23 protein-coding genes and 4 tRNA genes are annotated in these 26265 nt (G+C 42.2%); 11 read left to right on the forward strand and 16 right to left on the reverse strand.

The genetic code is table 11. The features are described from left to right. Window positions 1-67 precede the first annotated feature (67 nt). Both HLH18_RS06460 and HLH18_RS06465 read left to right on the forward strand, forming a co-directional pair. Entirely contained in the window at window positions 68-742 is a 675-nt protein-coding gene (locus tag HLH18_RS06460; protein ID WP_171546343.1) for a class I SAM-dependent methyltransferase, read from the forward strand. A gap of 7 nt (window positions 743-749) precedes the next feature. Next, a complete protein-coding gene (locus HLH18_RS06465) occupies window positions 750-1949 on the forward strand; it encodes a TIGR03862 family flavoprotein (RefSeq protein ID WP_171546213.1) in 1200 nt (399 codons plus the stop codon). A 328-nt stretch (window positions 1950-2277) separates the two neighbouring features. Here the strand turns inward: HLH18_RS06465 and HLH18_RS06470 are convergent, their stop codons facing one another. Next, on the reverse strand, window positions 2278-2835 hold the full coding sequence (locus tag HLH18_RS06470; RefSeq protein WP_171546214.1) for a hypothetical protein: 558 nt from the start codon (window positions 2833-2835) through the stop codon (window positions 2278-2280). A 15-nt stretch (window positions 2836-2850) separates the two neighbouring features. After that, window positions 2851-3627, reverse strand: a complete 777-nt coding sequence (locus HLH18_RS06475) for a class I SAM-dependent methyltransferase (protein WP_171546215.1) — start codon at window positions 3625-3627, stop codon at window positions 2851-2853. A gap of 123 nt (window positions 3628-3750) precedes the next feature. On the opposite strand from HLH18_RS06475, the gene HLH18_RS06480 reads away from it, so the two are divergent. From HLH18_RS06480 to HLH18_RS06490, 3 genes are all read left to right on the forward strand, one after another. Further along, complete coding sequence (locus HLH18_RS06480; protein WP_171546216.1) at window positions 3751-5013, forward strand: hypothetical protein; 1263 nt, start codon at window positions 3751-3753, stop codon at window positions 5011-5013. 176 nt (window positions 5014-5189) lie between these two features. After that, a complete protein-coding gene (locus tag HLH18_RS06485; RefSeq protein WP_171546217.1) occupies window positions 5190-5390 on the forward strand; it encodes a hypothetical protein in 201 nt (66 codons plus the stop codon). Window positions 5391-5504: 114 nt separating this feature from the next. Next, the gene (locus tag HLH18_RS06490; RefSeq protein ID WP_171546218.1) at window positions 5505-6461 is read left to right on the forward strand and encodes a 2-hydroxyacid dehydrogenase; all 957 of its coding nucleotides are present in this window, start codon (window positions 5505-5507) and stop codon (window positions 6459-6461) included. 45 nt (window positions 6462-6506) lie between these two features. Here HLH18_RS06490 and HLH18_RS06495 read toward each other — a convergent pair whose 3' ends face one another. The 6 genes from HLH18_RS06495 to glyQ all read right to left on the reverse strand — a co-directional run bounded on the left by HLH18_RS06495 (window position 6507) and on the right by glyQ (window position 11770). Then, window positions 6507-7010, reverse strand: coding sequence for a hypothetical protein (locus HLH18_RS06495; RefSeq protein WP_171546219.1), 504 nt, complete (start codon window positions 7008-7010; stop codon window positions 6507-6509). A gap of 230 nt (window positions 7011-7240) precedes the next feature. Continuing rightward, window positions 7241-7630, reverse strand: coding sequence for a hypothetical protein (locus HLH18_RS06500; RefSeq protein ID WP_171546220.1), 390 nt, complete (start codon window positions 7628-7630; stop codon window positions 7241-7243). Window positions 7631-7701: 71 nt separating this feature from the next. After that, window positions 7702-8139 carry a hypothetical protein gene (locus tag HLH18_RS15990; protein ID WP_250852380.1) on the reverse strand — a complete coding sequence of 146 codons (438 nt, stop codon included), beginning with the start codon at window positions 8137-8139 and terminating at the stop codon, window positions 7702-7704. Window positions 8140-8385: 246 nt separating this feature from the next. Beyond that, window positions 8386-8649: a hypothetical protein gene (locus HLH18_RS15995; protein WP_250852381.1), complete on the reverse strand. Its 264-nt coding sequence runs from the start codon at window positions 8647-8649 to the stop codon at window positions 8386-8388. Between the two features lie 68 nt (window positions 8650-8717). Further along, on the reverse strand, window positions 8718-10787 hold the full coding sequence (gene glyS, locus HLH18_RS06510; protein WP_171546221.1) for a glycine--tRNA ligase subunit beta: 2070 nt from the start codon (window positions 10785-10787) through the stop codon (window positions 8718-8720). After that, window positions 10787-11770, reverse strand: coding sequence for a glycine--tRNA ligase subunit alpha (gene glyQ / locus HLH18_RS06515; protein ID WP_171546222.1), 984 nt, complete (start codon window positions 11768-11770; stop codon window positions 10787-10789). The genes glyS and glyQ overlap by 1 nt, the downstream gene beginning before the upstream one ends. A 314-nt stretch (window positions 11771-12084) precedes the next feature. Here glyQ and HLH18_RS06520 point away from each other — a divergent pair, with 314 nt between their 5' ends. Together HLH18_RS06520 and HLH18_RS06525 are read left to right on the forward strand one after the other, a co-directional pair. Beyond that, the gene (locus tag HLH18_RS06520) at window positions 12085-12891 is read left to right on the forward strand and encodes a transglutaminase-like domain-containing protein (RefSeq protein ID WP_171546223.1); all 807 of its coding nucleotides are present in this window, start codon (window positions 12085-12087) and stop codon (window positions 12889-12891) included. 269 nt (window positions 12892-13160) lie between these two features. Continuing rightward, a complete protein-coding gene (locus HLH18_RS06525) occupies window positions 13161-14267 on the forward strand; it encodes an HPP family protein (RefSeq protein ID WP_171546224.1) in 1107 nt (368 codons plus the stop codon). A gap of 64 nt (window positions 14268-14331) precedes the next feature. Here HLH18_RS06525 and HLH18_RS06530 read toward each other — a convergent pair whose 3' ends face one another. After that, window positions 14332-14598, reverse strand: a complete 267-nt coding sequence (locus HLH18_RS06530; protein ID WP_171546225.1) for a PspC domain-containing protein — start codon at window positions 14596-14598, stop codon at window positions 14332-14334. A gap of 314 nt (window positions 14599-14912) precedes the next feature. On the opposite strand from HLH18_RS06530, the gene HLH18_RS06535 reads away from it, so the two are divergent. After that, window positions 14913-15545: a hypothetical protein gene (locus HLH18_RS06535; protein WP_214647286.1), complete on the forward strand. Its 633-nt coding sequence runs from the start codon at window positions 14913-14915 to the stop codon at window positions 15543-15545. Between the two features lie 86 nt (window positions 15546-15631). Here the strand turns inward: HLH18_RS06535 and HLH18_RS06540 are convergent. The 6 genes from HLH18_RS06540 to HLH18_RS06565 form a co-directional block, all read right to left on the reverse strand. Continuing rightward, a tRNA-Lys gene (locus tag HLH18_RS06540) sits at window positions 15632-15707 on the reverse strand. Between the two features lie 208 nt (window positions 15708-15915). Beyond that, a tRNA-Lys gene (locus HLH18_RS06545) sits at window positions 15916-15991 on the reverse strand. Between the two features lie 64 nt (window positions 15992-16055). Continuing rightward, window positions 16056-16131, reverse strand: a tRNA-Lys gene (locus HLH18_RS06550). A gap of 17 nt (window positions 16132-16148) precedes the next feature. Beyond that, window positions 16149-16224, reverse strand: a tRNA-Lys gene (locus HLH18_RS06555). Between the two features lie 192 nt (window positions 16225-16416). Beyond that, entirely contained in the window at window positions 16417-18258 is a 1842-nt protein-coding gene (locus HLH18_RS06560) for a long-chain-acyl-CoA synthetase (RefSeq protein WP_171546226.1), read from the reverse strand. Window positions 18259-18431: 173 nt separating this feature from the next. After that, window positions 18432-21920: an Rne/Rng family ribonuclease gene (locus HLH18_RS06565; protein WP_171546227.1), complete on the reverse strand. Its 3489-nt coding sequence runs from the start codon at window positions 21918-21920 to the stop codon at window positions 18432-18434. A 757-nt stretch (window positions 21921-22677) separates the two neighbouring features. Here HLH18_RS06565 and HLH18_RS06570 point away from each other — a divergent pair. Continuing rightward, on the forward strand, window positions 22678-23649 hold the full coding sequence (locus HLH18_RS06570; protein ID WP_131287678.1) for an RluA family pseudouridine synthase: 972 nt from the start codon (window positions 22678-22680) through the stop codon (window positions 23647-23649). A gap of 239 nt (window positions 23650-23888) precedes the next feature. After that, a complete protein-coding gene (locus HLH18_RS06580) occupies window positions 23889-24557 on the forward strand; it encodes an HAD-IA family hydrolase (protein WP_171528387.1) in 669 nt (222 codons plus the stop codon). A 69-nt stretch (window positions 24558-24626) separates the two neighbouring features. Here HLH18_RS06580 and HLH18_RS06585 read toward each other — a convergent pair whose 3' ends face one another. Beyond that, a complete protein-coding gene (locus tag HLH18_RS06585) occupies window positions 24627-25022 on the reverse strand; it encodes a hypothetical protein (RefSeq protein WP_171528386.1) in 396 nt (131 codons plus the stop codon). Between the two features lie 439 nt (window positions 25023-25461). Here HLH18_RS06585 and mhpD point away from each other — a divergent pair, with 439 nt between their 5' ends. Then, window positions 25462-26259, forward strand: coding sequence for a 2-keto-4-pentenoate hydratase (gene mhpD / locus HLH18_RS06590; RefSeq protein ID WP_171546228.1), 798 nt, complete (start codon window positions 25462-25464; stop codon window positions 26257-26259). Window positions 26260-26265: the final 6 nt, after the last annotated feature.

A 26265-nucleotide genomic window follows, 5' to 3' on the forward strand; every position in this document is an offset into this window, starting at 1 on the left:
AATGATGATTCGATTAGTCAAACTCAGTCGCTCTTGCTAGACTTGAGCGGATTTTTGTTAGTTTGATCTGATTATGCCAATTCGTCAATTTCAAGCACAGCGTATGCATGCGCCTCGTGATTTTCAAATGATTAGCCCAGAGCCAATTTGTGTGGAAATTGGTGCAGGTAAAGGTAAACATGCCTTGCTTTTTTCGAGTCAGCATCCCGAAAATAAACTGATTGCCATTGAACGCACCCCTGAAAAATATGTGGCGATGCAAAAACAGCATGCTTTAGAAGGGCAAGCCAATTTACAAGTCATTCATGCCGATGCCATGCCATGGATCGTTCATGCCTTGAATCCTGGGCAAGTGCAGCAATTTTTTATTCTATATCCAAATCCTGAACCGCATAACCCAGCGCAGCGTTGGTTGAATATGCCATTTTTTGAATTTTTACTGTCACGTTTACAGGTCGGTGGCACAGTGACTTTGGCCAGTAATATTCCTGAATATATAGAAGAAGCGCAGCAACAGTTGATTGAGGTGTGGAAATTACCTTTTGTTAAAGAAGTGATTCCAGGTACATCAGCACGTACCCATTTTGAAATTAAATATTTGGAACGCGGTGAATTGTGTCAGCAATTGATCATCACCAAGCCAGAAGGCTATACCACCCGTTTTGATGATTTTATGCCGCTGCAAGGTCAAAATACGGTTATCGAAACTGCATCAGAAGCTGATGTAAAAGATGCTGAATAAGTTGGCTATGAAAAAACGTGTTGCAATTATTGGGGCAGGTCCTGCTGGACTCATGGCTGTGGAAGTCTTGAGTCAGTACGGTTACGATGTGCATGTTTATGAACAGAAACCCTCGGCAGCACGTAAGTTTTTAATGGCAGGAAAAACCGGCTTAAATATTTCCCATGCCGAGCCTGTAGCTCAATTTATAGAGCGCTATGATCAAGTGGACTGGCTTGCACCTTGGGTAAAACAGTGGGATGCCCAATGGATTCAGCAATGGATGAAGGGCTTAGGGATTGAATCCTATATCGGTTCATCCGGTCGGGTATTTCCCGTTGAAATGAAAGCTGCGCCATTGCTGCGTGCCTGGTTAAAACGATTGGTCGAACAAGGTGTAATTTTTCATTATCGTCATCAATGTCTGGGTTTAGAAGGTTCAATACTTAAAGTTAAAAATTTGCTGAACCAACAGATTACTGAACAGCAGTTTGATGCCATTGTGATGGCATGTGGTGCAGTGTCATGGTCACGACTCGGCAGCGACGGGGCATGGCAGAAATGGTTATCTGAGGATGAAATTGAAGCCTTTCAGGCCAGTAATGCCGGGGTGGAACGAGCATGGTCCAAGTTTATGCAACCGGTGTTTGGTCAGCCTTTAAAGCGGGTTGAAGCATGGGTCGAAGGTGAAGCCAAAACTATGGGCGATATTGTGATTAGCCATTATGGTTTAGAGAGCGGTCTGATCTATAAACAGGGTCGCGCGCTACGTCAGCAGCTTAAAAATGGTCATGCCATGCAACTCTATTTGGATTTAATTCCAGAGCAGACGGTTGAGCAACTCGCGCAAAAATTACAACCGAGCAAAAAGCAGTCTTTAAGTAATGTCTGGCGCAAAGCCGGTTTAGATCCTGCCAAAGCCAATCTGGTTCGTGAATTGGTGGCTAAAGATGTGTGGAATGATCCACGAGCTTTGGCACAGCAGATTAAACATTTGCCTATTCCTTTACAGGGTTTTCGTCCTATAGAAGAAGCCATTAGCTGTGCCGGTGGCATCAAACGAGATGTGTTGTCTGAACAGCTGCAATTAAAGTCAAATCCGCATGTGTTCTGTTGCGGAGAAATGCTGGATTGGGATGCACCGACAGGCGGTTATTTATTAACTGCATGTTTTGCCACAGGTCGTGCTGCGGGTGAAGGTGTACATGACTATCTTGAAAATATATAGCAGGGATGATTTTGGACTGCAATTTTAAGCATGCTAATTTTCACACTCGGTCATCATAAAAATGCATACCTATATCAGAAGCCACACCATCTACAGAAAGTCGTTTGTGCGGCGGTTTGTGCTATGAAATTCAGGGTGAAATGATTGACAACATTGCTTCCAAAGTCGAATGAGAGACCATTTGTAATGGCCTGCCACAATAGATAAGCAACCCTAAGCCATTATAATAAAGATGAAGGAGTCAAATGATCCCTTTTTTATGCACCTGATTTTAGTAGCTAGATTGAGTTGTCTCGGATTTAGCTGCTTCAGCTTTTTTTGTTTCAGCTTAGTCCATTTTCGGATATTGTGACTGCCAATGTTCAAGCTGATCTTGGGCATGTAAAAAACTACCTAAACCTTTGACTCGATCGCCTGAATTTTTCATTTCATCCACTTTTTTATCTTTATGCTGATCATACAATTTGGCTTGAGTTTGCCAGTATTCTGCAATTAAACCTTGAATATAGCGGCCTTGCTGGGTTTTTAAATCCAGTTCTTTCAACATGTTCAATGCCGACTGAACATTGTCACGTTTGCGATTATGCACAAATTCATCGGTTAAGGATCCCTCCTCGTGCATTTTGGTTAGCTCATCTTCCATGTCATCACTCATTTGGGTGAAGCGCGTATCGAAGTCGGTGAGTAAGGCAATATCATGTTGATCATCTGGCGTTTTCTCAAACGCCTTGACTGGTTCGGTAATCAACTCCTGCATGACTTTATCTTCAGGTTGAATTTTATCGTTTTGAGTGGCTGTATTTTTGCTGTTATCACAGGCCGTCAGGAATACGCTTGAACATAATAAAACAGGCAAACCAAGTTGTTTCAGTTGAAGTTTTTTCATGATGATTCCTTATTTCTAATCAATTTTTTTAAAATCATAGGCATAGGTTATATAAGGGAAGGTAATTTCATCTTGTGGATATTTACCAGTGTAGCTGAAGACCATCTGTTCAAATAAAGCTTTTAATTGCTGTTGTTCTTGCTCAGGCAGCGCGGCAATAAAACTGGTGGAAAGCAGACGTTTAGACACCACATTTTCTACTGTACCGACATGCTGCTGCTGAAAAGTCTGGACATTTTCTAACTGAAATAATGATTGCTGCTCAAATACATTTTTCCACTTTCCACTATGATAACGCGGTGTGTTACCCTCCAAAGGTTCAATCAGATCGGCCAGTGCCTTAACCCAGTCAACGTTTATATCCCGTTGATTCCAGATCAGTGCCAAATGTCCGGAGGGTTTCAAGACTTGGTGAATTTGCTGTAAAGTCTCAAGATTGGCAAACCAGTGGAAGGATTGAGCACAGATCACGGTATCAACACTATGTGCAGCCACAGGTAACTGTTCACTGGAGGCTTGTAGGGTTTGAATATCGGGAAATGCATGTTGCAACTGTGCCAGCATTTCCTGAACCGGTTCAATCGCGATAATATGCGAAGTAATCTGTTGTAAGTAGGGTAAGAATTTGCCCGTGCCAGAACCCAGATCAATGACCTGTGAATTTGCGCCCAGTTGCAGCTGATGTTGCAGCCAACTCACGATCTCTGCAGGATAACCCGGACGCACCTGCTGATAAAGTTCTGCAGCAGAACTGAAGCCTTTTTGAGCGGCAGGATGAAGTGATTGTGTCATATTTTGCGCTTTCTAATATTCTTGGCATCTATAAAATAACATAGTCGCTTTTCGTAAATAGGCAAGGTGTCTATTTGTTTTATTGACTGTAAAAAACAAGGGCCGATTTGCTTCGGTGTGGAAATGGAAAAACACATTATTTTTGAAGACGAACAAATTCGTGCAATATTCCTAAAAGGTTCATCGGATGAGCTGATTTTCTCTTTTGGCGATTTAATTACCCGCGCCAAAGGGCTGTCGATTAATGCCGAAAAATCCTTGCATAAACATGATTTTAATGTGATTGGCATTATGCCCAAGCAGAAATCGTGGTTTCCTGAAAGCTCAATGCGACAGATGTTTGCCGAAATTCAGGAACTGATTGCGCCGTTTAAAACCCGCATTGGCTATGGTGGCTCAATGGGCGGTTATGCTGCAATCAAATATTCCAATTTGCTCGATTTAAAACGTGTGGTTGCATTGGTGCCGCAGTATTCAATTAATCCTGAAGATGTGGAAGACCCTCGCTATAACATGTTTTTCCATGCGGAATTAAATGCCAATATGCAGGTGCAGCCTGAAGATGTTTCCGCCGAGCGTGAATACATTGTGGTTTATGATCCGTACTGTGTCGAAGATCGTGCACAATATTTAAAACTTGAACAAGTCTTGCCTAAAATTCAGACTTTGAAATTGCCCTTTACCGGGCACGATGCGATTGCTGTTCTGGCCAGTTCAGAATTACTGCATGACTTTTTATTGCATGAATTTGATGAACCCTATTTTTATAAAAAAATACGTCAGGTCAAAAAGAGCAGCAAGTTCTATTATCGTAAAGTCATTGAAAACTTATTGCCGCGACACCGCAATGCTCTGGGTTCGATTTTAATCAATAATGACCTGCAGTTGGATAACCAGTTTTTTGATTCCAAGTTAAAACAGAATTTGTTGCGAGAATTGCTCAGCAACAAGCAAGTCAGTCAGCAAGACTTACTGAAACTGGGTATACAGGTCAATCTGCCGCAAGAAAACAGCAGCCTGTTGATGGACTGTTTTGGTCATGGCTTGGTATTTAATGTGATCAGCCAGAAAATTGAAAGTTATGCCGCCGGTGCAATTGCCTTAAATCATAAATTTCTGATTCCTATTTTTGCCAAAGGCAGTGGTTTGGTGCAAATCAATTTAAATGACCAACGCTATATTGTGGCAATGAATGATCGGCAGGTCATGAAGCTGTTTAAAGAGCAGGAGCCTTTAACTGTGGGAATGCATCCGATTGTGATCAAAAAATATAGCGATTTTTATTTGCTCAGTTATAAGCATTTAAATTTAAGCAATAATGAATTTGGAGGTCATGATTTTATTGAAGATAGTCCTGAAACCGCCCAATTCGTGCCCCAGCCTTAGCTTCCTTAAGCCCAACCGAGAATGCTGTTACTGTTTAATAGAAATTCGGCTTTGGTCTGATTTTTGACCACTTGCTTTATATTTTAATCGGTCTAAGATAGAAAATATAAGGCAAGTTAAATATTTGCTGAAGATTGAAAAATAAATAAACACGTAAACAGATCAGGTGCTTAAGGATGAAAGTTAATTTTATACCGGCTGTGCTTTTAACCCTAATTTCTATATCCCTACCTTCTTACGCATTTGCCGAGAGTCCAGATCCGACTTATATGATTATGGGCGGGGGATTGTTGCTGGTGTTTGCCCTGGCAATCTATGTCTTTTTTGAAATTCGCAAATCGATTCAGGTAGCAGATATGAAAAAACCCACTAAATAGTGGGTTTTTTCATATCTGCTACCTGAATTTAATTGAAAAAGCGCGCAAATTTGGCTTTTAATATAAGGTCAGTCATTTTTCAGATCCCCATCTGAACCAGTCAAGGAGCGCCTGATGAAAGCCGTATTTTTAGATTATGAATCGCTCGATCAAAATGATTTGGACTTTAGTGCGCTCAAAGCGGCTTTTGATGAATTAACCCTTTTTCCAAGCACGAGTCCAGCTCAGGTTTTAGAACGTGTACAACATGTAGATGTCATCATCAGTAATAAAGTGCTGGTTGATGCAGCAACGATTCAACACTGTCCAAATTTGAAACTGATTTTAATTTCCGCAACGGGAACCAACAATATTGACCTGATTCAAGCACGTGCACAGGGTATTGTGGTGTGTAATTGTCAGGGTTATGGCACTGCTGCTGTAGCACAGCATACTTTAAGCCTAATGTTGGCTTTAGCGACCTCATTACTCAAATATGACAGCGCAGTAAAGCAAGGGCAATGGAATAAAGCCTCACAATTCTGCCTGTTGGATTTTCCAATTGTTGAACTGGAAGGCAAAACCTTAGGGATTATCGGTTACGGGGAATTGGGACACGCAGTTACGAAACTGGCGCAAGCGTTTGGAATGAACGTACTGGTGGGAGCTTTAGCAAATCGCCCATCATCGGATAGCAGTCGGGTTGCTTTTGAGGATTTATTGCCGCAAGTGGATTTTCTGAGCCTACATTGTCCTTTAACCGAACCTACCCGAGACTTGCTTGATGCGCAAGCTTTTGATGCGATGAAGCCGACGGCATTTTTAATTAATTGTGCCCGTGGTGGCATTGTTAATGAACAAGCACTTGCAGATGCTTTGCGCCAAGGCAAAATTGCAGGGGCTGCAACAGATGTTCTTACGGTTGAACCACCGAATGAGGGCAATGTGCTGTTGGCAGATGATATTCCAAATTTAATCATTACCCCACATAGCGCGTGGGGCAGTGTCGATGCACGACAACGCATTGTGCAGCAGATGCTAGACAATGTTGAAGCGTTTAAAGCCGGACAGCCGATTCGACAGGTGAATTAAACCACTCTCACTTTAGCCCTCTGTTAAAAGGGAAAGGCAGATTGATTATAAGTTTGTGGTTCTATTATTTTGTAGCGGCTGTATTTGAGTAGATGGTGCTTGTTGAGCGGGTACAGACTCAATCCCTGTGGATGACTGACTCAAAGGGTGCGAAATAATAGGTGCAGGCTGATCATTCGGACTGCCAATCAGGCCCTCTTTGGTTTCATTCAGTTTTTTATTCACTTTTACTGCAGCGTTTTGAGTTTTTTCTATCGCAATCACTGATTTTTCACTGGCAAACTCTTTGGTTTCTTCCCAGGCATTTTGCACTTTAGGTTTTACTTTCGCGATCCCTTTTTGCGCTGCATGATCGACTTTTTCAGCGGTGTTTTGCACCGTGGCTTGAGCCTTGTGGGTAATCACTTTAAAAATATTCGGGTTGTCACCATAAGGCGCAGCTTGACTTTGTGTTTGAGTCACCGTTTCGGTTGCTGTTGTGGTTTGAGCAAAAAGCGGAGTTGAAGCTAAAATTGCGCCCATAATTAATGCAGTTTTCATCTTTTTCATTGTGCGTTTTATTCCTGTTTTTGCCTGTAGTTTCGGTTCTACATCATTATTTTTATTGTAATGGTAAATTTTTTAAGTAAGTGGAAATGTGGCGAAATTAATACAGCGTTACAACATCTATATACATTTGCTGTGTATTTTAGAAAAATGAGAAACAAAAAAAATCCCCCATCTTTTATAGGTGAAAGATGGGGGATTGATTAAATGAATCGGGTAAGGTATTCGGTCACTTAGTTACATTGAGCTAAAGCGTCTTTATGAAAGTTGTGGCGTAAGGCAAGGAAATTGTGTTGTACGTCTGGAGCATGCAGGTCGAAATTTGTTGCCGTGCTTGAGCCGTCTTGAGCGAATGTTGTAGAACCACCTGAAATAAGGGTTAAGCCCTTAAATGACCAGTGCTCTATCGATTTTCCTGCTTCAAGGTTGCCGGTAAATTCAATCACGCATTTATCAATAAATTTAGTGAGTTTGGCTTTGTTATCGACCGTATCTGGATAGACCTTCAGGTTTTGAACTTCTTGTAATACACCAGTTTCAAGTTGTGGGATTTTAGGAGCAGAAGTACAAGCAGTAAGAGATAAGCACGCGAAGCCAGAGAGAATAAGCGTTTTAAATTTCATATGATTCTTTCTTGTTGAGTATTGTTAGCTTGAGTATAGGGAATTGGAGAAAAAATGCCTATAGCTCTAAACTATCTATTCCAATCCTGAGAACGAATACGTCCAGTTTGATAATAAATAGAGACTAGTTCGATGAAATTTTTAAAATCTGAATTTTCATTCACGATTCTATTAATTGATTGCCAATCGACTTCAGGTTTACGACGAGCAGGAAGTAAGATTTCACTTTCAGTTGGGTTCTCAGGGATTAAAATTATTACACCAATACCATGAAGTGCAGAAAGCATACGGAGTTCCTCTTCAACTTCATTTGTTGAAATTGACGTTGCGACTAGATAGCCTTCATTAGCCCAACTAGAATTACTGACAGCTTGGAAAAAACTACTTCGAATATTGGAACTGTTTAATTCTCTCTTAACTTCAAATGACCATAATTTTACATTTTGACCAGAACTATTTTTTACGCAAGTTTTGATTAGATCGTGCCAACGATTGTCTAATGCTTGCATTGCCACAATGTCAGGATGTAGCCATTGATTGCCATTTTGTCCTCGTGAATTCCTTGAACGTTTTTCATCTATTCTAAGACAATACAGACCAAGTTCAGAATTTAAAAATTCTATTAAAATAGGGTAGAGATCATGTTCCGATAATCGATCAGTTTTAACTAATAATTCATCATTAGGTTCTATTGCATCTGAAATGAGTGAATTGTTAAGGTGGAATTCTGATTCAAAGATTTCTAGGGGATTGAACTAAAAAACTCTAGGTCTTGGTAGATCACGAATGTGAATATAAGGGGAAATTTTCTGAATATTTGTTTTAGCCGTACTGCTAATTTCACGAACAATTTGTTGGATAAAATCTGCTTCAGATTCAAATCGGTTATTTAATCTTTTTGATTCATAATCTTCAGGGTAAATTTGAATAATAGCTTCAGCTATTTCGCGAGAATTAAATTTTTGATTTGGATGAGTTTTTAAAAATTCTGCGACTTTTTGTGGTTGTGATAATTTCATAGTCTTATACAAAGAAGAACCCCACTCATTTATAGCGGGGTTCTTCTTAGTTTACAACCAATTAAAGCTTAATGCTGTAACACTGAAATATCAGCAACAGCTGTAAACAAGTCACGAAGCTGCGCAAGCATACGTAAACGGTTTGCTTTTAAGTCAGCATCATCTGCCATGACCATGACACCGTCAAAGAACGCATCTACAGGTGCACGAAGTGCAGCTAAAGCAGACAACGCAGCAGTGTAGTCTTTCGCAGCAAATAGTGGTTCAACCACAGGTGTGATTTTCGCAAGTTCAGCGAATAACGCTTTTTCAGCATCTTCAACCAAGTTCGCTTCAACCACAGCGCCTTCAGGTGTAGCTTCTTTCGCAAGAATGTTCGCAACACGCTTGTTCGCAGCAGCAAGTGCAGCAGCTTCAGGCAATGCGCGGAAGTGATTGACCGCATTTACACGCTTGTCAAAATCAAGCGGAGATTTTGGTGAGAGCGCTTGAACGGCTTGAATTACATCAACTGCAACGCCTTGGTCTTCGTATTTCGCACGGTAACGACCTTCTAAGAATGCAACAGCATCATTTAAAGTCTTCTCGTGATCTTTCAATACATCGCCATACGCAGCAAGTGCTAGTTTGATCAGGTCTTCAATTGACACATTAAGCTCGTTTTCAGTCACAAGACGAAGAATACCAATGGCAGAACGACGAAGTGCAAATGGGTCTTTAGAACCTGTAGGCGCTTGACCGATCCCGAAAATACCCGTCAATGTGTCTAAACGGTCGGCAAGGGCAATAGTTGTACCTGTCTTAGTCTTAGGTAAAACATCACCAGCGAACTTAGGAAGATATTGCTCACCTAAAGACTCTGCCACTTCAGCATTTTCGCCTTCAAGACGTGCGTAGTAAGTACCCGCGATCCCTTGAAGTTCAGGGAATTCACCCACAAGCTCAGAGGTTAAGTCGCATTTTGCAAGAAGGGCAGCTTTTTCAGCATCAGCAGCGTTAGCACCTGTAATTGGCGCAAGCGCAACAGCCAATTTCGCAATGCGTTCAGACTTGTTCCAAAGCGTACCTAATTCTGCTTGGAACACCATGTTCGCAAGTTTCTCTTTACGCGATGCAAGCGGTTGCTTTTGATCTTGCAAGAAGAAGAATTCAGCATCAGACAAACGTGGACGAACAACTTTCTCGTTACCTTCAATGATTTGTGTCGGGTCTTTCGACTCGATGTTTGACACAGTAATGAAGTACGGTTGCAGTTTATTGTCGCTATTTACCAAACAGAAGTACTTTTGGTTGTCTTGCATTGTCGTGATGAGTGCTTCTTGAGGAACAGCAAGGAAGCGTTCTTCAAAGCTCGCACGAAGCGCAACAGGCCATTCAACCAATGCAGTTACTTCGTCACGTAAATCGCTTGGCACAATCGCAATCGCATTTACTTCATCAGCAAGAGCTTTCACTTGTTGGTCGATGATCGCTTGACGCTCTTCAAAAGAAGCCACAACGTGAGCATTACGAAGTGCATCTAGGTATGCATCTGCATTTGCAAGTGTGATCGCTTCAGGCGCGTGGAAACGGTGACCATAAGTCACGTTACCTGCTTTGTGATCTTGAATGGTTGCATCAACCACATCGTTGTCTTTTAACAACACCACCCATTTTACCGGACGTACGAATTCAGTACGGCTTGCTGCAGAACGCATGCGTTTTGCGATTGGAAGATTGTCTAGCGCAGCTTGTAAAATTTGCGGTAAAAGTACATCAAGGCTTTGACCTTTGACGTCTTTTAAGTAGCAAATTTTTTCAACTTTACCTGCTTGGAAAGTCGATACTTGATCAACGGTGATGCCTTGACCACGCATAAAGCCTTCAAGGGCTTTCGTTGGGTTGCCATCAGCATCAAATGCTGCTTGTTTTGCAGGGCCGTCGAAACGTTTTTGTGTATCTGCTTGAGCAGCATCAACATTCACGATTTTAAGTGCTAGACGACGTGGTGCTGCATACGCTTCGATTGCATCAAAAGCAAGACCGGCACCTTTTAAGCCTTTTTCAGTTTCAGCAGATAGTGCATCGCGTAATTTTTTTAAGCTTTTTGGTGGAAGTTCTTCACAGCCTAATTCGAACAATACTGTATGTTTAGACATTATTTGCTCTCCTTAGATTCAACTTTTGCTTCTGCTTCAACTTGTGCTTTTAACTGCGCCAAGACTTCATCACGAAGTTCTGGTTCTGCCATTGGGAAACCAAGTTTCGCACGTGCAGCCACATAACTTGTTGCAATTGAACGCGCCAAAGTACGGACACGTAAAATATAACGCTGACGTTCAGTCACAGAAATCGCGCCGCGTGCATCAAGCAAGTTAAAGCTATGAGAAGCTTTGATGACTTGTTCATAGGCAGGCAGTGGAAGTTCTGCTTCAATTAAACGCGTCGCTTCAGCTTCGTAGAAGTCGAACAATTCAAACATTTTTTCAACGTTTGCATATTCGAAGTTATAGGTCGATTGTTCCACTTCATTTTGATGGAACACATCGCCATAAGTTACTGTACCAAACTGACCTTTAGTCCAAACCAAATCGTAAACTGAGTCTACACCTTGCAAGTACATTGCCAGACGTTCAAGACCGTAAGTGATTTCGCCTGTCACCGGGTAACATTCAACACCACCGACTTGCTGGAAGTAAGTGAACTGAGTCACTTCCATACCGTTAAGCCAAACTTCCCAACCTAAGCCCCAAGCGCCTAGTGTTGGAGATTCCCAGTTGTCTTCCACGAAACGAATGTCGTGTACCAGCGGGTCAATCCCGATCGCTTTTAACGAGTCGAGGTAGAGCTGCTGGATGTTGTCTGGGTTTGGCTTAAGCACGACTTGGAACTGGTAGTAGTGTTGCAAACGGTTCGGGTTTTCGCCATAACGGCCATCTTTCGGACGGCGTGAAGGCTGAACGTAAGCGGCATTCCAGGTTTCAGGCCCTAAAGCACGAAGGAAGGTTGCAGTGTGGAATGTGCCTGCGCCCATTTCCATATCGTAAGGTTGTAAAATGACACAACCTTGTTCAGCCCAGTAAGTTTGTAAGGCAAGAATTAAGCCTTGGAAGGTATCAATATGCGATATGGCGCGACTCATGGTCATCCACTTAAAATTAGAAAAAAATTGTGTTCAATTATAAGGATTTTCCAGAGGAGTGGCAAAGGGTTAATGCGCCGACACTTTTTTGAAAAAAATCAAAATGCCCTCGAAAGATAACGGTTATCTATTTGCATCCTGTCATTTTGTGTTTGATGACCGATTTACGCTGAGCTAAAAACCAAGAATAAATCAGATGTATAGCATTATTTAAATGAAATGGTGATAAAGATAAACGAATCTCATCCGCTTATTTAGATGAAATTGGTTTAATCTGCATAGAATAAAATAATGCTTAAAAAATAAGGACGTTCATGACAACTTGTAAAATTCAGTGCCACTTAAAATACAAGGTTGTCCAAGCCACAGAATTCATTTTTCTGATGCATGTTGCACATCATCCTGATCAAACCATTATTGAAGAACAACTGACGTTTAATTCGCCTGTCGCATGGCGTGAATTTCACGATCCGAGCCAGCAAAACCGTTATATCAGGTTGCATGCCGAAGCTTGTGATAATTTTGAAGTGAACTACAGTGCGATAGTTGAACGTCATCCTGTAAAGAATGCAGATCTTCTGCAAAAACTCAGTGAAGTGGCAATTCCAGATTTACCCGATGAGGTGTTGCCTTATTTGCTGGCTAGTCGTTATTGTAATTCAGATTTATTCGTAGAAATGGCGAACCGATCCTTTGGATGGATGATACCGGGCTATAGCCGAGTTAAAGCCATTGAGCAGTGGATTTATAACAACATTTTTTATGTTTCTGGCAGCTCTGACCAATTTACAACAGCGACAGACGTACTCATCCATCGGGCTGGGGTGTGTCGTGATTTTGCCCATTTAGGCATTGCGCTGTGCCGTGCCTTGGGAGTTCCGGCACGCATGGTGGTCGGTTATGTGGAAATTGAAAAATTTCTACCGGATTTTCATGCTATTTTTGAAGCGTATTTGGAGGGTGGATGGGTGTTGTTTGATCCAACCCGATTGGCACCTGTAGAAAATTTAATTCGAATTGGCACTGGAGTCGATGCTGGAGATGTGGCATTTTCGACCTTCTATGGCGAGATCGAGCTAATAAAAATTGAGCCGATTATTACGCAGAAGTCAGATAACTAGCCGCCATTTAAAGGACTAAAAGTGCTGCTAAGTACATATTTTAAAGCAATGTAGAGCGTTCGCTGTGTATCGTTATCTTGTTTAAATCGCTGTAGATCATGAATGATAAATTTTGCAAAATCCTCATGGTCGCTACCAACAAGATGGATATTTTTTAGTTTAAAAATCTATCAATAAATTGATAATGGAAAGATATAAAATAAATACACCTTTATGCAGCATCATTCTATAATCCGCATATTCAACTTAAAAACCACAAAAGGCGTGCTGTGTTTCATCCACAACTTGAATGGCTCAATACCTTAAAACCCAATTTCAAAGTCCTTCCGCTAAAAGACCGCCTACTGTGTGGCATAGGCGCATTGATCGGACTTGCACTTTCATCGCTGATCAGTTGGTGGGTGTTAGGCGATATCAACGCCTGGTATATTGCGCCCATGGGGGCATCTTCCGTGTTGCTGTTTGCCGTACCTGCCAGTCCATTGGCTCAACCGTGGAATATGGTGGTCGGAAATAGCATTGCAGGCATAATTGGTGTGACCTGTGCGATGTATATTCCCAACTTGACCGAAGCCTTTAGTGTGGCGGTGGCATTGTCCATTTTTCTGATGATGACCACAGATTCCTTGCATCCACCTAGTGGTGCAGTGGCGATTACAGCGGTATTGGGTGGGGAAGCGGTACACCAGCTTGGATACAACTTTATCTTTTATCCAGTTTTATTGAATTCACTTTTATTAATGATGATTGCGATTGTATTTAATCGCATGCTAGGCAAGCAATATCCGCAAGTCGCACAAATCAACCAGCGTTCTAAAGACCCAACGCCCACCCAAAAAGTCACGATTCAGCCACATGATATTCAGGAAACGTTGGATCAACAAACTGAGCTGTTGGATATCAGTGAATATGACTTACAAAAAATTATTTTAGCGGCGCAGGAAAAAGCCAATGCGAGAGCAGTGAGCCAGTTCAAGTGTCAGGATATCATGACCAAAGATGTCATTAGCTTGGATGAAAACGATGATATTCATTCGGCTCTTGATAAATTCAAGCACATGAATTTAATGAGCTTGCCTGTGGTTGATGCCCAGCAGCAATTGGTAGGCACGCTGGCTTTATATGAAGTGGTAGAGTGGTTTAAACGGGCAACAGACTTAAGAACCACATGGCAACGTCAGGTTAAGGATATTATGGTACGTCAAGTGGTTACGGTAAAACCGGAGCAACCGATTCAGGATTTGGTAGCGTATTTTGTGGAAAGTTCATTTAATTATATTGCGGTGGTAGAAAACCAAAAAATGGTCGGGATCATTAGCCGTGCCGATATGATTGCAGCATTGAATCAACAGTTGAATTTGGCGGCTAACATCTAAAAAAATAGGCAAAAAAAAGCTACGACTCATTGGGGTAGGAGCCGTAGCATAAAACGGTAAACTATTAACGGTAAGGATTAGAGTTCTGATTTACCGTCCGAACCGGATTCTGATAGCCTGATCCAGCATCTATTTGAAACTGTTTTTTAGGCATGATGAGCCATAAAACCAAATAGACTAAAATTCCTGGAAATGCTGCGCTCATAACAGAAACAAGTACAAATATAATGCGGAGTAAATTTGCATTCCAACCAAATCGTTCAGCAATACCACCCATCACACCTGCAATCATATTCTGTCGGTTAGAGCGATATAAACCAACATTGGCCATCTATGTCTCCTTAAAATTAGAAAATATATGAAGTTAAAACAACTCATTCATAATTAGAAAATGGTGATCAAAAAAACTTTTTAAAGTGATACAGCATAGAAAATAGTTAAGTTATGTAACTGGCTATGTCTGATCTCTGTACTGCGACGTAAAATATGTTTATCTTGAAAAAGTTGATTTATATCAATAAAAATCAACTAAATATATAAATTGTATTATGATGCAATGGCATGAATATCAAGATCACTTATCCAATAAATAATTGAATGTACCCATACGCAGCTAAAGAAAATTTATGATTTCGGGGTAAGTAAATGTTTCTAAAAGCAGATTATCGTAGATGTATCCTGGTGAGTGTCTTATTGGGTCTTGTGGGCTGTAATAAGCCACTAGAAGATTCTATCGCTGAAAAAATTGAATCCGAAAATCAGCTGGTTAATTCCGCTGCTGCCAATACCCAAGGCAAAAAACTGACTGAGGTAGCCGGAAAGGCCACCATGCCTGTAGATACTACAACCGCTATCCAGAAAAAAATTCCAGAAAATGCTGAACCCTATGTGGGGCGTTATCAGAGTTCGATTAGCTGTGCTGATCCTTTGATGAAATGCAAAGAGGGGAGTGGAGATTTGATTATCAATTTATTAGCAGATGGTACCGCACATAGCAGCATTATCCATTTAGGCCAAATTACATTTGATTCGGACTCTTATTATCATAAAGATTCTTGGTCTTATGATGAAGAGCATCATCAAGTGATTTTGCATCGATCAAATGGGGTCAAGTTTTTCTATAATGTGAATCAAGATCAGAGCTTGCAAATGGATTTAGATAAAATTGCCAATGCTTCAGAACAAAATAAACAATATTTTGCTGAAGGTCATCCATTTCCCCAACAGGCATATCGTTTAGTCAAAGAAAGTACGCCAGTGAAAAGCAGTGAATCCTAAAATTTAAGCAAAAAAAATACTCCCAATATGGAGTATTTTTTTTTTTGCATAAAATTAAAATTTATTGGAATAATGAGGATTAAATTTGGTGGGTTGTGAGGGGCTCGAACCCTCGACCAATAGATTAAGAGTCTACTGCTCTACCAACTGAGCTAACAACCCTGAACGAGGATTAGTGAAACAACGTTTCACCCGAGTGCAAGAAAAAATCTATGATTTTTAAAGGTGCATTAAAGCACTTTATTTTGCAACATCGATATAGCAAAATTTCGAGAGTGGCGAATCTACCGAAGGGGTATGGTTTGTCTTGGTCGGAATATTTGCAGGTTTCGTTTCTATTTGAGTACAGAAAGAAGCCTTAAGAAAGATATGGTGGGCCGTCCGCGACTCGAACGCGGGACCAATGGATTAAAAGTCCACTGCTCTACCAACTGAGCTAACGGCCCATATTTTCAGAGAAAATATCTGAGAAGTAAAAAAGCTTCCCTATAGAGAAGCTCTTTAGAATCTTGGTGGGCCGTCCGCGACTCGAACGCGGGACCAATGGATTAAAAGTCCACTGCTCTACCAACTGAGCTAACGGCCCAAGATAATCAAAATAAGTGGTGGGCCGTCCGCGACTCGAACGCGGGACCAATGGATTAAAAGTCCACTGCTCTACCAACTGAGCTAACGGCCCGAAACCAACATTCAAGCATTGCTTGGATGCACAGTGCAAGAAAATATAGTATTTTCTAAACACCACTTCGTTTTGATGGGCGTATTGTAGCAAGTTATTAAACGAGCGCAAGTAAAAATTAGCAAACTTGTTGATGTTTGATTATAAATGCAACAAATTTGCTTTATCTAGTCAAAAAACATACGTTTTGAATTAGAAACGGTATTGATAGGCTTGAATGTTGTTGAATATTTCTGCCGTTAAATCACAATATTCCGGAACATTCGGCAGTAAAACCAACAGGCGTTCATCGGTTTTATGGGGATCAAAAGCCTGTTCTTTTAACTTGTTCTTTTGGTATTTAAAAGTACCGGTGGTTTCCACCTGTGTTTGAACGCGTAAGAACACCGGAACAGCATAAGCAGGCAAGCATTTTTTAAACTCGGTTGCCATTTGCTTTAAATCTTCTGCGGTTAATTCTGTACCCTCTGCCAGCGTAATTGCCGCCATGCCAGCCCGACCGTTGGTGTTGGGGATTTCCACCCCATACACGACAGCTTCAGCAATTTTTTCATATTCGCTGACTACATTTTCCACTTCAGTGGTAGATACATTTTCACCTTTCCAGCGGAATGTGTCGCCTAAACGGTCCACAAATTGAGCATGACGGAAGCCAATATCCCGTACCAGATCGCCCGTATTGAAGTATGCATCGCCATGTTTAAACACATCTTTCATGATGACGGATTTATTTTTTTCAGGGTCAGTATAGCCATCAAAGGGTGAGCGACGGGTAATCTTGCCAATCAATAAACCGACTTCACCTTTTTTGACCTTCTTGCACCAGCCTTTGGCATCTTTCACCGGAGCATTGCTTTCTTTATCAAACTCAACAATGGCATAAGGTGTAGGGGAGAAGCCGACGGTGTTGTCAAAGTTAAATACGTTACTGAAACCGACATTACCTTCGCTTGAAGCATAGAGTTCAAGAATTTCTTCAATACCAAAACGTGCCTTGAATTTGTCCCAGATATTCGGGCGCATGCCATTACCGATCATTTTTTTCACACGATGACCGTGTTCAAGTTCAGATACAGGCGCATCCATCAGATAGCGGCACAATTCACCGACATAGCCAATTGCTGAGACATCAAATTTTTGCACATCTTTCCAGAAAGCAGAGGTTGAATATTTTCGTCTTAATGCCAGTGTGGCACTGCCTGCAATGACACCACACCAGCAAACCACGATCCCCGTCGCATGGTAGAGCGGTAAAGTCACGTACATGACGTCATCTTTATTCAGGTTTAACACATGCCCATAGGTGCCATAGGCCAAAGTCCAGCGGCTATGCGTGAAAATAACCGCTTTGGGTAAACCGGTGGTACCCGAAGTGTAGATGTAAAATAAACCATCTTTACCTTGAATGGTATGCGTGGTCGGGGTATTAAATTGGGGAAAATGATCAATTTTATCCGCAAGATTTACCCAGTCTTTTGGTGCTGTACCTGCATCAATTCGAGTGGCTTGATCTGCAAACCAGTGAAAACGGTCTGCTGCAAGTGCTAAGTCTTGACGGACTTCTTCCACAGCATGACGGCATTCTTCACCAACAATGACTGCAATGGGTTTCACCAGGTTAATGCTATGCGTCAGTGCCTTACCGGTTTGCGAGGTATTGACCAAAGCGGCAGTCACGCCAATTTTCGCTAAAGCAACGACGGTCGCGACCAGTTCAGGGCGGTTTTCCACCATCACGGCAATGACATCGCCTTTACAGGCGCCAAGGGACAGATAAAAGTGTCCGATTTGGTTGGCCCATTCATTCAGTTCTTGATAACTAAATTTTTGATCTTCGAATAATAACGCTGTACCGTGAGGATTGCGTTTTACGGCTTTTTCAAAGGCGATGCCTAAGCCTGCCGGTGTGTTAGATGTGCGTAAATAGGCTTGCTTCAGACCACTCAATAGATGAGGGACTTTGCTCATAAATTTGGGTAATTTTGCTGCGACATCAGCAATACCAATAAGATCGCTCTGTGTGCTGTGGTTCATAAGAATCCTATTTATTTTTCATAATCCAATATATCTATTTGTTTGCGGTCATCTGTACAGTTGTCTTTTTAATCGTTTAATCCTAGTGCAATCAACCTAATTTGACAAAAGTATCAAAAAAAACCTAGTCACCGAAATGACTAGGTTTTTTTTAGTCGCTGCATTAGAGCTAATTATGACTCATTTGCAGGAGTTACTTTCTTCGGTGGACGACCGCGAGGACGACGGGGGCGGACAGGTTTGTCAGCGTCATCGTCAACATCAGGGGTATCCGTATCAGCTTTTGGCTCAGCCAGTGCTTGTACGTCTTGAGCAACCTCTACCGGCAGTTCAGATTGAACCGGTTTTGGCTTTACTGCCTTTTCAACAGGAGCTGCTTGAACTGCTTCCTCGATCGGCTCAGCAACCACTTCTGGAGCGATTACAACTTCAGGAGCTTCCGTTACTGGTGCTTCTTCGACTGCAACTTCAGGAGTTTCCGTCACCGGTGCTTCTTCGATCACAGCTTCTGGTTCTGTAACCGGAGCAACTTCAGCAGCAGTAGTTGTTTCAGCAACTTTCTTTGCAGCTTCAGGTTCGCTATGTGCTTGCTTGGCTTGCTCTAAAGCTTGTTCCGCAGCAAGTTTTGCCAAACGACGACGTTCACGTGGATCGTTGGCAACACGGTTGTCCGAAACAGCACGAGGTGGGGTTAAGTCCAACACAGGCGCTGGTTCAGCCTCAGGTGCAGCTTTGGTTACTACAGCAACATCGCGTGTAACCGGCTGTGCTGGTGCTTCCGCTTCAGTTGCCTGAGACAGCATAGTCGCCGCATATTGCTCAGTGAATTTCACCAATGCACGGTTGAAGGTTGGGATTAAACCAAATTGTTCAATCAGCACCGAACAATCTTCACCATAAACATGGCGAATTAAGCTGCCCACTGTATATTGACCCAAAGTTGGAACCTGAGATGGGTTCAATTTTGGAGCTTGAGCCTGTTTTGCATGAGCTTCACGTTTTTGACGACGGCGCATACGCGGATCGTTGCTTGCACGTTTGTCAGCAGGACGTGATTGCTGTGGCTCGCGAGTTTCAGTCGTTGCAGCTGGTTTTTCTTCCTTCGCTACGACCGGTTTCTCAACGACAGGCGCTTTGATTTCTGCAACAGCGACAGCTGCAGTTTGAGCGATTGGTGCTTCAACAATAGCTGCTGTTGCATTTAACGCGACAATTTCACTTTTCGCCTGATCGACATTCAGCACCAATGCAGTTGGAATAACATCCTGACGAGGCGTATCAATTACTTCGACTTTAGGTTGTTGTTCATTGACTACAGGAGCAGCAATGGCTTGCTGTGGAGCAGTCTGTTCGTTCAATACGCTTTGATCGCGGTGACGATTTGGGCGGTTTGGACGTTGCGTGCTATTGCGGTCACGACGTGGAACAGCATTTTGCTCTGTTTGGGTTTCAGACGCTTGTTGTTCAACGTGTTGACGTCGAGTCGGGCGCTTGTTGTCACGTTGATCTTGGCGCTGATCTTGACGTGGTTCTGAGCGCTGATCTTGACGTGCTTCTTGGCGCTGCTCGTGACGAGGAACCTGAACAATTTCTTCATGCACTTGATTTTGTTGATTGTCGTGCTGAACTTGTTCACGTTGCTCTTTAGGCTTGTTACGCTTTTTATTGTGACGTTGCGCTTTTTCTTCTCTATCAGAATACTTATCCGCAACTTCACGCTGTTCCTGTTTTGGAGCTACAGCTGCATTTGGCGTTAAGTAGACATTGTTGCTTGCAGTTGCAACCGGTGCGCTTGGAGCCGGTGCAGATGTGGCAACCTGACCGAATTGGCCACGGCTCACAGCACCCTGATTTACCATTTGTTCAATGGCAGCAGCAGCATTGTTTGCAGTACGTGCTTGATCAACTGTTTTCGCTTGCTTTTGCACAAACAGGTTTTCTAACCATGCACATGGGCTTGCTGAAGCTTGAGCAGCAGGCGCAACTTGAGCTGGCTGTTGTTGCTGTACTTCTTGAGCCACTTGTTGTGGACGATGTTGTGGCTTGTTGTTTTGGTTTTTAGCCTGTTGCTGAGCAGGCGCTTGCGCGGCAGCTTGAGCTTGTTGCTCGCCTTCCAAATGCCATTCAGAAGATTCATAACCCAACTCTTTTTCGCTTGAACGGGTTGCTTCGGTACGTTCATAACTGGTTGGTGCAAAACCTTCAGCATTATAAGTGATTTCGTAATGCGGTGTTTCCAAGTGCGGATGTGGCAACACGGTTACACGTACATTTGAAGTTTGTTCTAAATAAACCAGCGTGTGACGCTTTTCATTCAATAAGAATGCTGCAATTTCAACTGGAACTTCAACCTGAACTTCACCATGACGTTCACGCAGTGCAATTTCTTCCACTTTACGCATGATCGACAGCGAAAGAGAGCGTAAGTCACGCACCATGCCAGTACCATGACAGCGTGGGCATACATAACCGGTTGCTTCTTCAAGCGATGGACGTAAGCGTTGACGGCTCATTTCCATTAAGCCAAAACGAGACAATTGACCGAACTGGATACGTGCACGATCGCTTTGGGTTGCTTCACGAAGTTTTGCTTCAACCATACGTTGATTGCGGTCTTTGGTCATGTCGATGAAATCGATCACCACCAAACCACCGATATCACGTAAACGCAGTTGACGTGCAATTTCTTCAGCCGCTTCCAGGTTGGTATTCAACGCGGTGTCTTCAACGTCGCTACCACGTGTTGATTTCGCCGAGTTAATGTCGATAGACACCAAAGCTTCAGTTTGGTCGATCACGATTGAACCGCCAGAAGGAAGTTTTACTTCACGTTCATAGGCAGTTTGAATTTGGCTTTCAATCGCAAAATGCGCAAATAACGGCTCATTTAAAGTATAGGTTTTGAGTTTTTCTAACTGACGCGGCATCACGGCTTTTACGAAGTTATAGGCTTCGGTATACGCTTGTTCAGAGTCAATTAAAATTTCTGCAACATCGTCACGTAAATAGTCACGAATAGCACGTGTGACTACGCCAGCTTCCTGATGCACCAACATTGGTGACGGACCAGAACTTGCTGTGGTTTGGATTTGTGCCCAAAGGTCCATAAGGTGTTGCAAGTCAAGTTGCAATTCTTCCTGTGAACGGCCAATACCTGCAGTACGAACAATTACGCTCATGCCACGAGGAATATTCAGTGATGCCAACATTTCTTTCAATTCTTCACGAACTGAACCTGAAATTTGACGACTGATACCGCCACCTTTAGGGTTGTTTGGCATAAGTACCAAATAACGACCGGCAAGCGAGATAAAGGTAGAAAGGGCAGCGCCTTTATTGCCACGTTCTTCTTTTTCCACCTGAACCAGAAGTTCTGTGCCTTCAGTGATCAATTCGCGGATATTTGAAGTTTGACGAGGGTCTGCCTTGTAGTAGGAGTTTGCGATTTCACGCATAGAGAGGAAGCCTTGACGACCTGCACCATACTCAACAAAAACAGCTTCTAAAGAAGGTTCAACGCGAGTCACGTGACCTTTATAGATATTGGATTTCTTTTGTTCACGGGTACGATTCTCTAAATCAAAATCGTAAAGACGCTGACCAGTGACAAGTGCAACGCGAATCTCTTCGGCATGTGTTGCATTAATCAACATACGTTTCATGGGTGTAACACCTAATAGTGATACACAACAAAACATCGCTATTCACGTAGCGAACATCACACATTACGGATCAATACCCAGATCTCAAATAAACTCTTGTGGTCTGAGCTTTTTTACCGGCCTTTTTTTGGGGCTTCGGTTTTTGATTCACATATTGATGATGGCAATACGGCTTCAATCTTTAAACGATTAAAGTCACCTGAACGCTTCACTGGCGGACAAACGGTGCATTAGATGTGAGTAACTTTCACTGTCACGCAGCTTGAAGATCATCCCTTCCATTAAGATAGAGCGTCTTGATACGGAATTATCATCGTATCTTTGCTTTATGTGCAGATCCAATGCATCAACGTTGTAGCCTGAATGCGATTTCAGGGTGCGACTAATCTGATGTGTATCAGTTTACGTTTAAAAACCAACTTGAGGTTGGCGACATATTTTTTAGGGCAAACTGATTTATGTACATAAGTACAATTAAACGCAACAGTTTGCTTTTTTGCCGATATAATAAGCCTTCGGCGTCGGCATATTCTTTAGGGACCTTTCCGTATTTAATGTGAATGGTGAAATTTAATATTTAGCTCCAAAAATATTGAAGTGATTAAATTTTTTCACACTAACGGTGGTATCCGTGCGCTGACTATATCAAACCTTGCATCATCTGCCTATGGGTTAAGCTTATGTTTCTTGTGTAAAGCATAGCCTAAGTGATCAGTTTTTAATCAATTTTAGTATTTTTTTGGGTCATAGTAACTGTATGAATTCTACGCAAGAATGGCAAAGTGTCACTTGGTTTGAAGTGGACGAGCATCAATCAGGCCAACGCATCGATAATTTTTTATTTTCCCGGCTTAAAGGTGTGCCTAAAAGTCGTATTTATCGTTTGATGCGTGAAGGACAAGTTCGAGTCAATAAAAAGCGTATCAAAGCGGAAACGAAACTGGCTATTGGCGACCAAATTCGCGTTGCGCCAATTCGTTATGAGCCTAAAGATGAAACACCGGTACCGGTATCGGACAAAGTGGCTCAAAGCCTGCTCAGCCGTGTGGTTTATGAAGATGAAGGCCTGATGGTGGTGAATAAACCTTCTGGTATTGCCGTGCACGGTGGTAGTGGCGTGGCCTATGGTCTGATTGAAGGCTTACGCGCAGCAACCGGCAAGAAATATCTGGAACTGATCCATCGTATTGACCGTGATACTTCCGGTCTGGTGATGATCAGTAAAAAACGCAGCACTTTAAAAACCCTGCAAGATTTACTGCGTGAACACAAAATTAAAAAAACCTATGCGGCGATTGTGAAAGGCAATGTCGTGATCGATCGTCAACTGATTGATGCACCTTTACACCGTTATGAGCTTGCCAATGGCGAGCGTCGTGTATGCGTCTCTAAAGAAGGTAAAGAGTCTAAAACGCAGTGGAATGTGGCTGAGCGCTTTATGCATGCAACGCTTGTCTATGCATCGCCGCTTTCAGGTCGTACTCATCAGATTCGTGTACATGGTTTAAGTATTGGCCATCCTTTAATTGGCGATGAAAAATATGGTCATGAAACTGCATACAAAGGTCCGAAAGCACGTCGTTTATGTTTGCATGCACTGCGCCTGGAAATTCCGGGTTATGAAACCATTGAAGCGCCATTGCCTGAAGACATGCAGAGTCTGGTGGCACAGTTACGTGCACAGAAGAAAGATAAAGAACCGGTTTTAACGGATCGTGACCAAGACTGAATTTTCTTCTCTCAAGCAGCGGGAGTATTCGATGAATAGTCCCGTTACCCAAGAGCAATTAAAAAATTTATGATGTGAAAACGATATGCAATGGCGACATGAATGCCGCCATTGCATAGCAGATATTTGTTTTGAATTTTCTCTGAAAATTTTATTCCTCTTTCGTGGGTAAAGAGGTAGGCCGAGAGATTTAAAGATAAATGCTAGGTTTTGCATTGAATCAAATATTGGATTAATTCATGAAAAAAGCGGTAGAACTTGTCATTTTCGATTGGGATGGCACTTTATTTGATTCAGTCGGTCAGATTGTTGACAGCCTAAAATTTGCTGCCATGCAATTTCAGCAACCCTTAACGCATGAAGCTGCGAAAAGCATCATTGGTTTAGGTCTACCGGAAGTCGCGCAAGTGTTATTTCCAGAGGTGCCTGAATTGCACGCTGATATTTTGCAATGTTATGCGACTCACTATGTTGAAAACTCGAAAGGTGATGCATGGTTTGAGGGTGTGGCGGAATTGTTGAATGATCTAATGCAGCAGGGGGTAAAACTTGCGGTTGCCACCGGGAAAAGCCGTAAAGGTTTAGACCGTGTGTTAAGTCAAACCCAGAGTCATGCGCTTTTTGTCGTGACCCGTGCAGCAAGTGAAACCAAATCTAAACCTGATCCTCTGATGCTGGCAGAAATTTTGCACATTACCGGTGTCAATGCTGAAAATGCGATTATGGTCGGTGATACATCTTATGACTTGGAAATGGCACAAAACATTGCCATGCCACGTATTGGGGTGAGTTATGGGGTGCATACACCTGAAACGCTGGCCCAATATAATCCGCTTGCCATTGCAGAGGATGTCGCAAGTCTGCATCAGGTGCTCTTAAATCAGGTGAATTTAAAACAGGCAGTTTAAGATCCATCGGATGCTCAAAAGGGTGATTTCAAATCACCCTTTTTTATACGTATTAAATTCTAAATTAACTTATTGAATTCTAAATTTTTGCACATCAGGTTTGTGGTTACCCCAACCGGTCCAGTAATTGACCACAGTGACGGTTTTATTTTGGATACTCATAATTTTATAAAGATCATTACGCGGCGGTGAAATTTCATTGGGACGAATGACTTCAGTCATCATAAAAATTTCTGGTGTAATCCAGCTAATACGCCATGCATCGGTATTGGAGTAGCCACGACTACATTCCATTTCATTTTGCCAGGCCGCAGCGGTTGCTTGAGGATTAAATTTTAGTCCTGCACAACTTGCGCCATTTAAAATTAAATATTTGTTTTTGAGTTGGTTTTGATAATCTTGTGCAAAGGCTGTATGACATAAAGGGGTGAGTAAAGCCGTTAACAACAGTGTTCTGATTTTCATTGCTAATATTTTAAGTCCTTGTTTTTAATTATTTAAAAATATCATGTTGATTGAACAATGAATATGTCGTTTTTACCCAAAATACAGCGATACTCTCATCTTTTAGTCGTAGGCGGGATTGATTGTTAAAATGAATCACCTGTATTGCAGAGCTGCTGACTCGGATATCATGCAATATCTAGGCTAAGTGCTTTGTATCAATCAAAAAAGTAGAATTCCTTTTATAGGTAATAGCTATTGTAAAAAATAAAATAAGTATTGGCATAAAAAGCGCATTTTTTAGATTCTAAATCAGTTTATACATATACACGTTTTTCCAAGATGGGCAGCACCGATTTGCTGATCGGTTTGATCATTTGCATAGAATTTTTCTGATTGTTCATTCCATTTCCATCGATCACGGTATAAGTCCAATTTTTTGCAGTTTAAGGAAACATTGATGTCGAATTCTGCTGTTGTTGAATCAGTCGCCTTAGCGCTTAGAGAAGCTGAGTTGTCACAAACTGCGATTGCACCGATTCGCCCGCAACTGGGTGGTGAAAGTGCGGATGTAGATATTGCCTACGCAGTTCAAGAAGTAAATACCCAACGTGCCCTAAGCGAAGGACGTCGTTTAGTCGGCCGCAAAATCGGTTTGACTTCAAAAGTTGTACAAGCTCAACTCGGTGTAGATCAGCCTGACTTCGGGATGTTGTTTGCAGACATGTCGTATGGGGATGGCGAAGCAATTCCGGCAGGTCTCTTGATTCAGCCTAAAGTTGAAGCAGAAATCGCATTGGTGATTAATAAAGATCTTACTAAAGAACATCATACCTATGCAGACATTATCAGTGCGACTGAATATGCCTTGCCCGCGGTAGAAGTGGTGGATAGCCGTATCGAAAACTGGAAAATCTCACTGATTGATACTGTTGCCGATAATGCCTCTTCAGCGGCTTTTGTTTTGGGTTCACGTCCAGTGAAACTTGAAAACCTGGATTTGGTGAACTGCAAAATGACCATGACCCGTAGTGATGAAGTGGTCTCTCAAGGTGTAGGTAAAGCCTGCCTTGCAAATCCATTAAACGCTGCGGTTTGGCTGGCGGATGAAATGGTTCGTCGTGGTCGTCCACTGTTGGCGGGTGACATCGTATTGACCGGTGCATTGGGTCCAATGGTTGTTGCACACCCGGGTGATGAATTTAAAGTTGAAATTGAAGGCTTTGGTTCTGTTGTTGCTGCATTTGCTGCTGAATAAGTCTGT

Source organism: Acinetobacter sp. ANC 5414 (assembly GCF_013004295.1).
Classification (GTDB): Bacteria; Pseudomonadota; Gammaproteobacteria; order Pseudomonadales; family Moraxellaceae; genus Acinetobacter.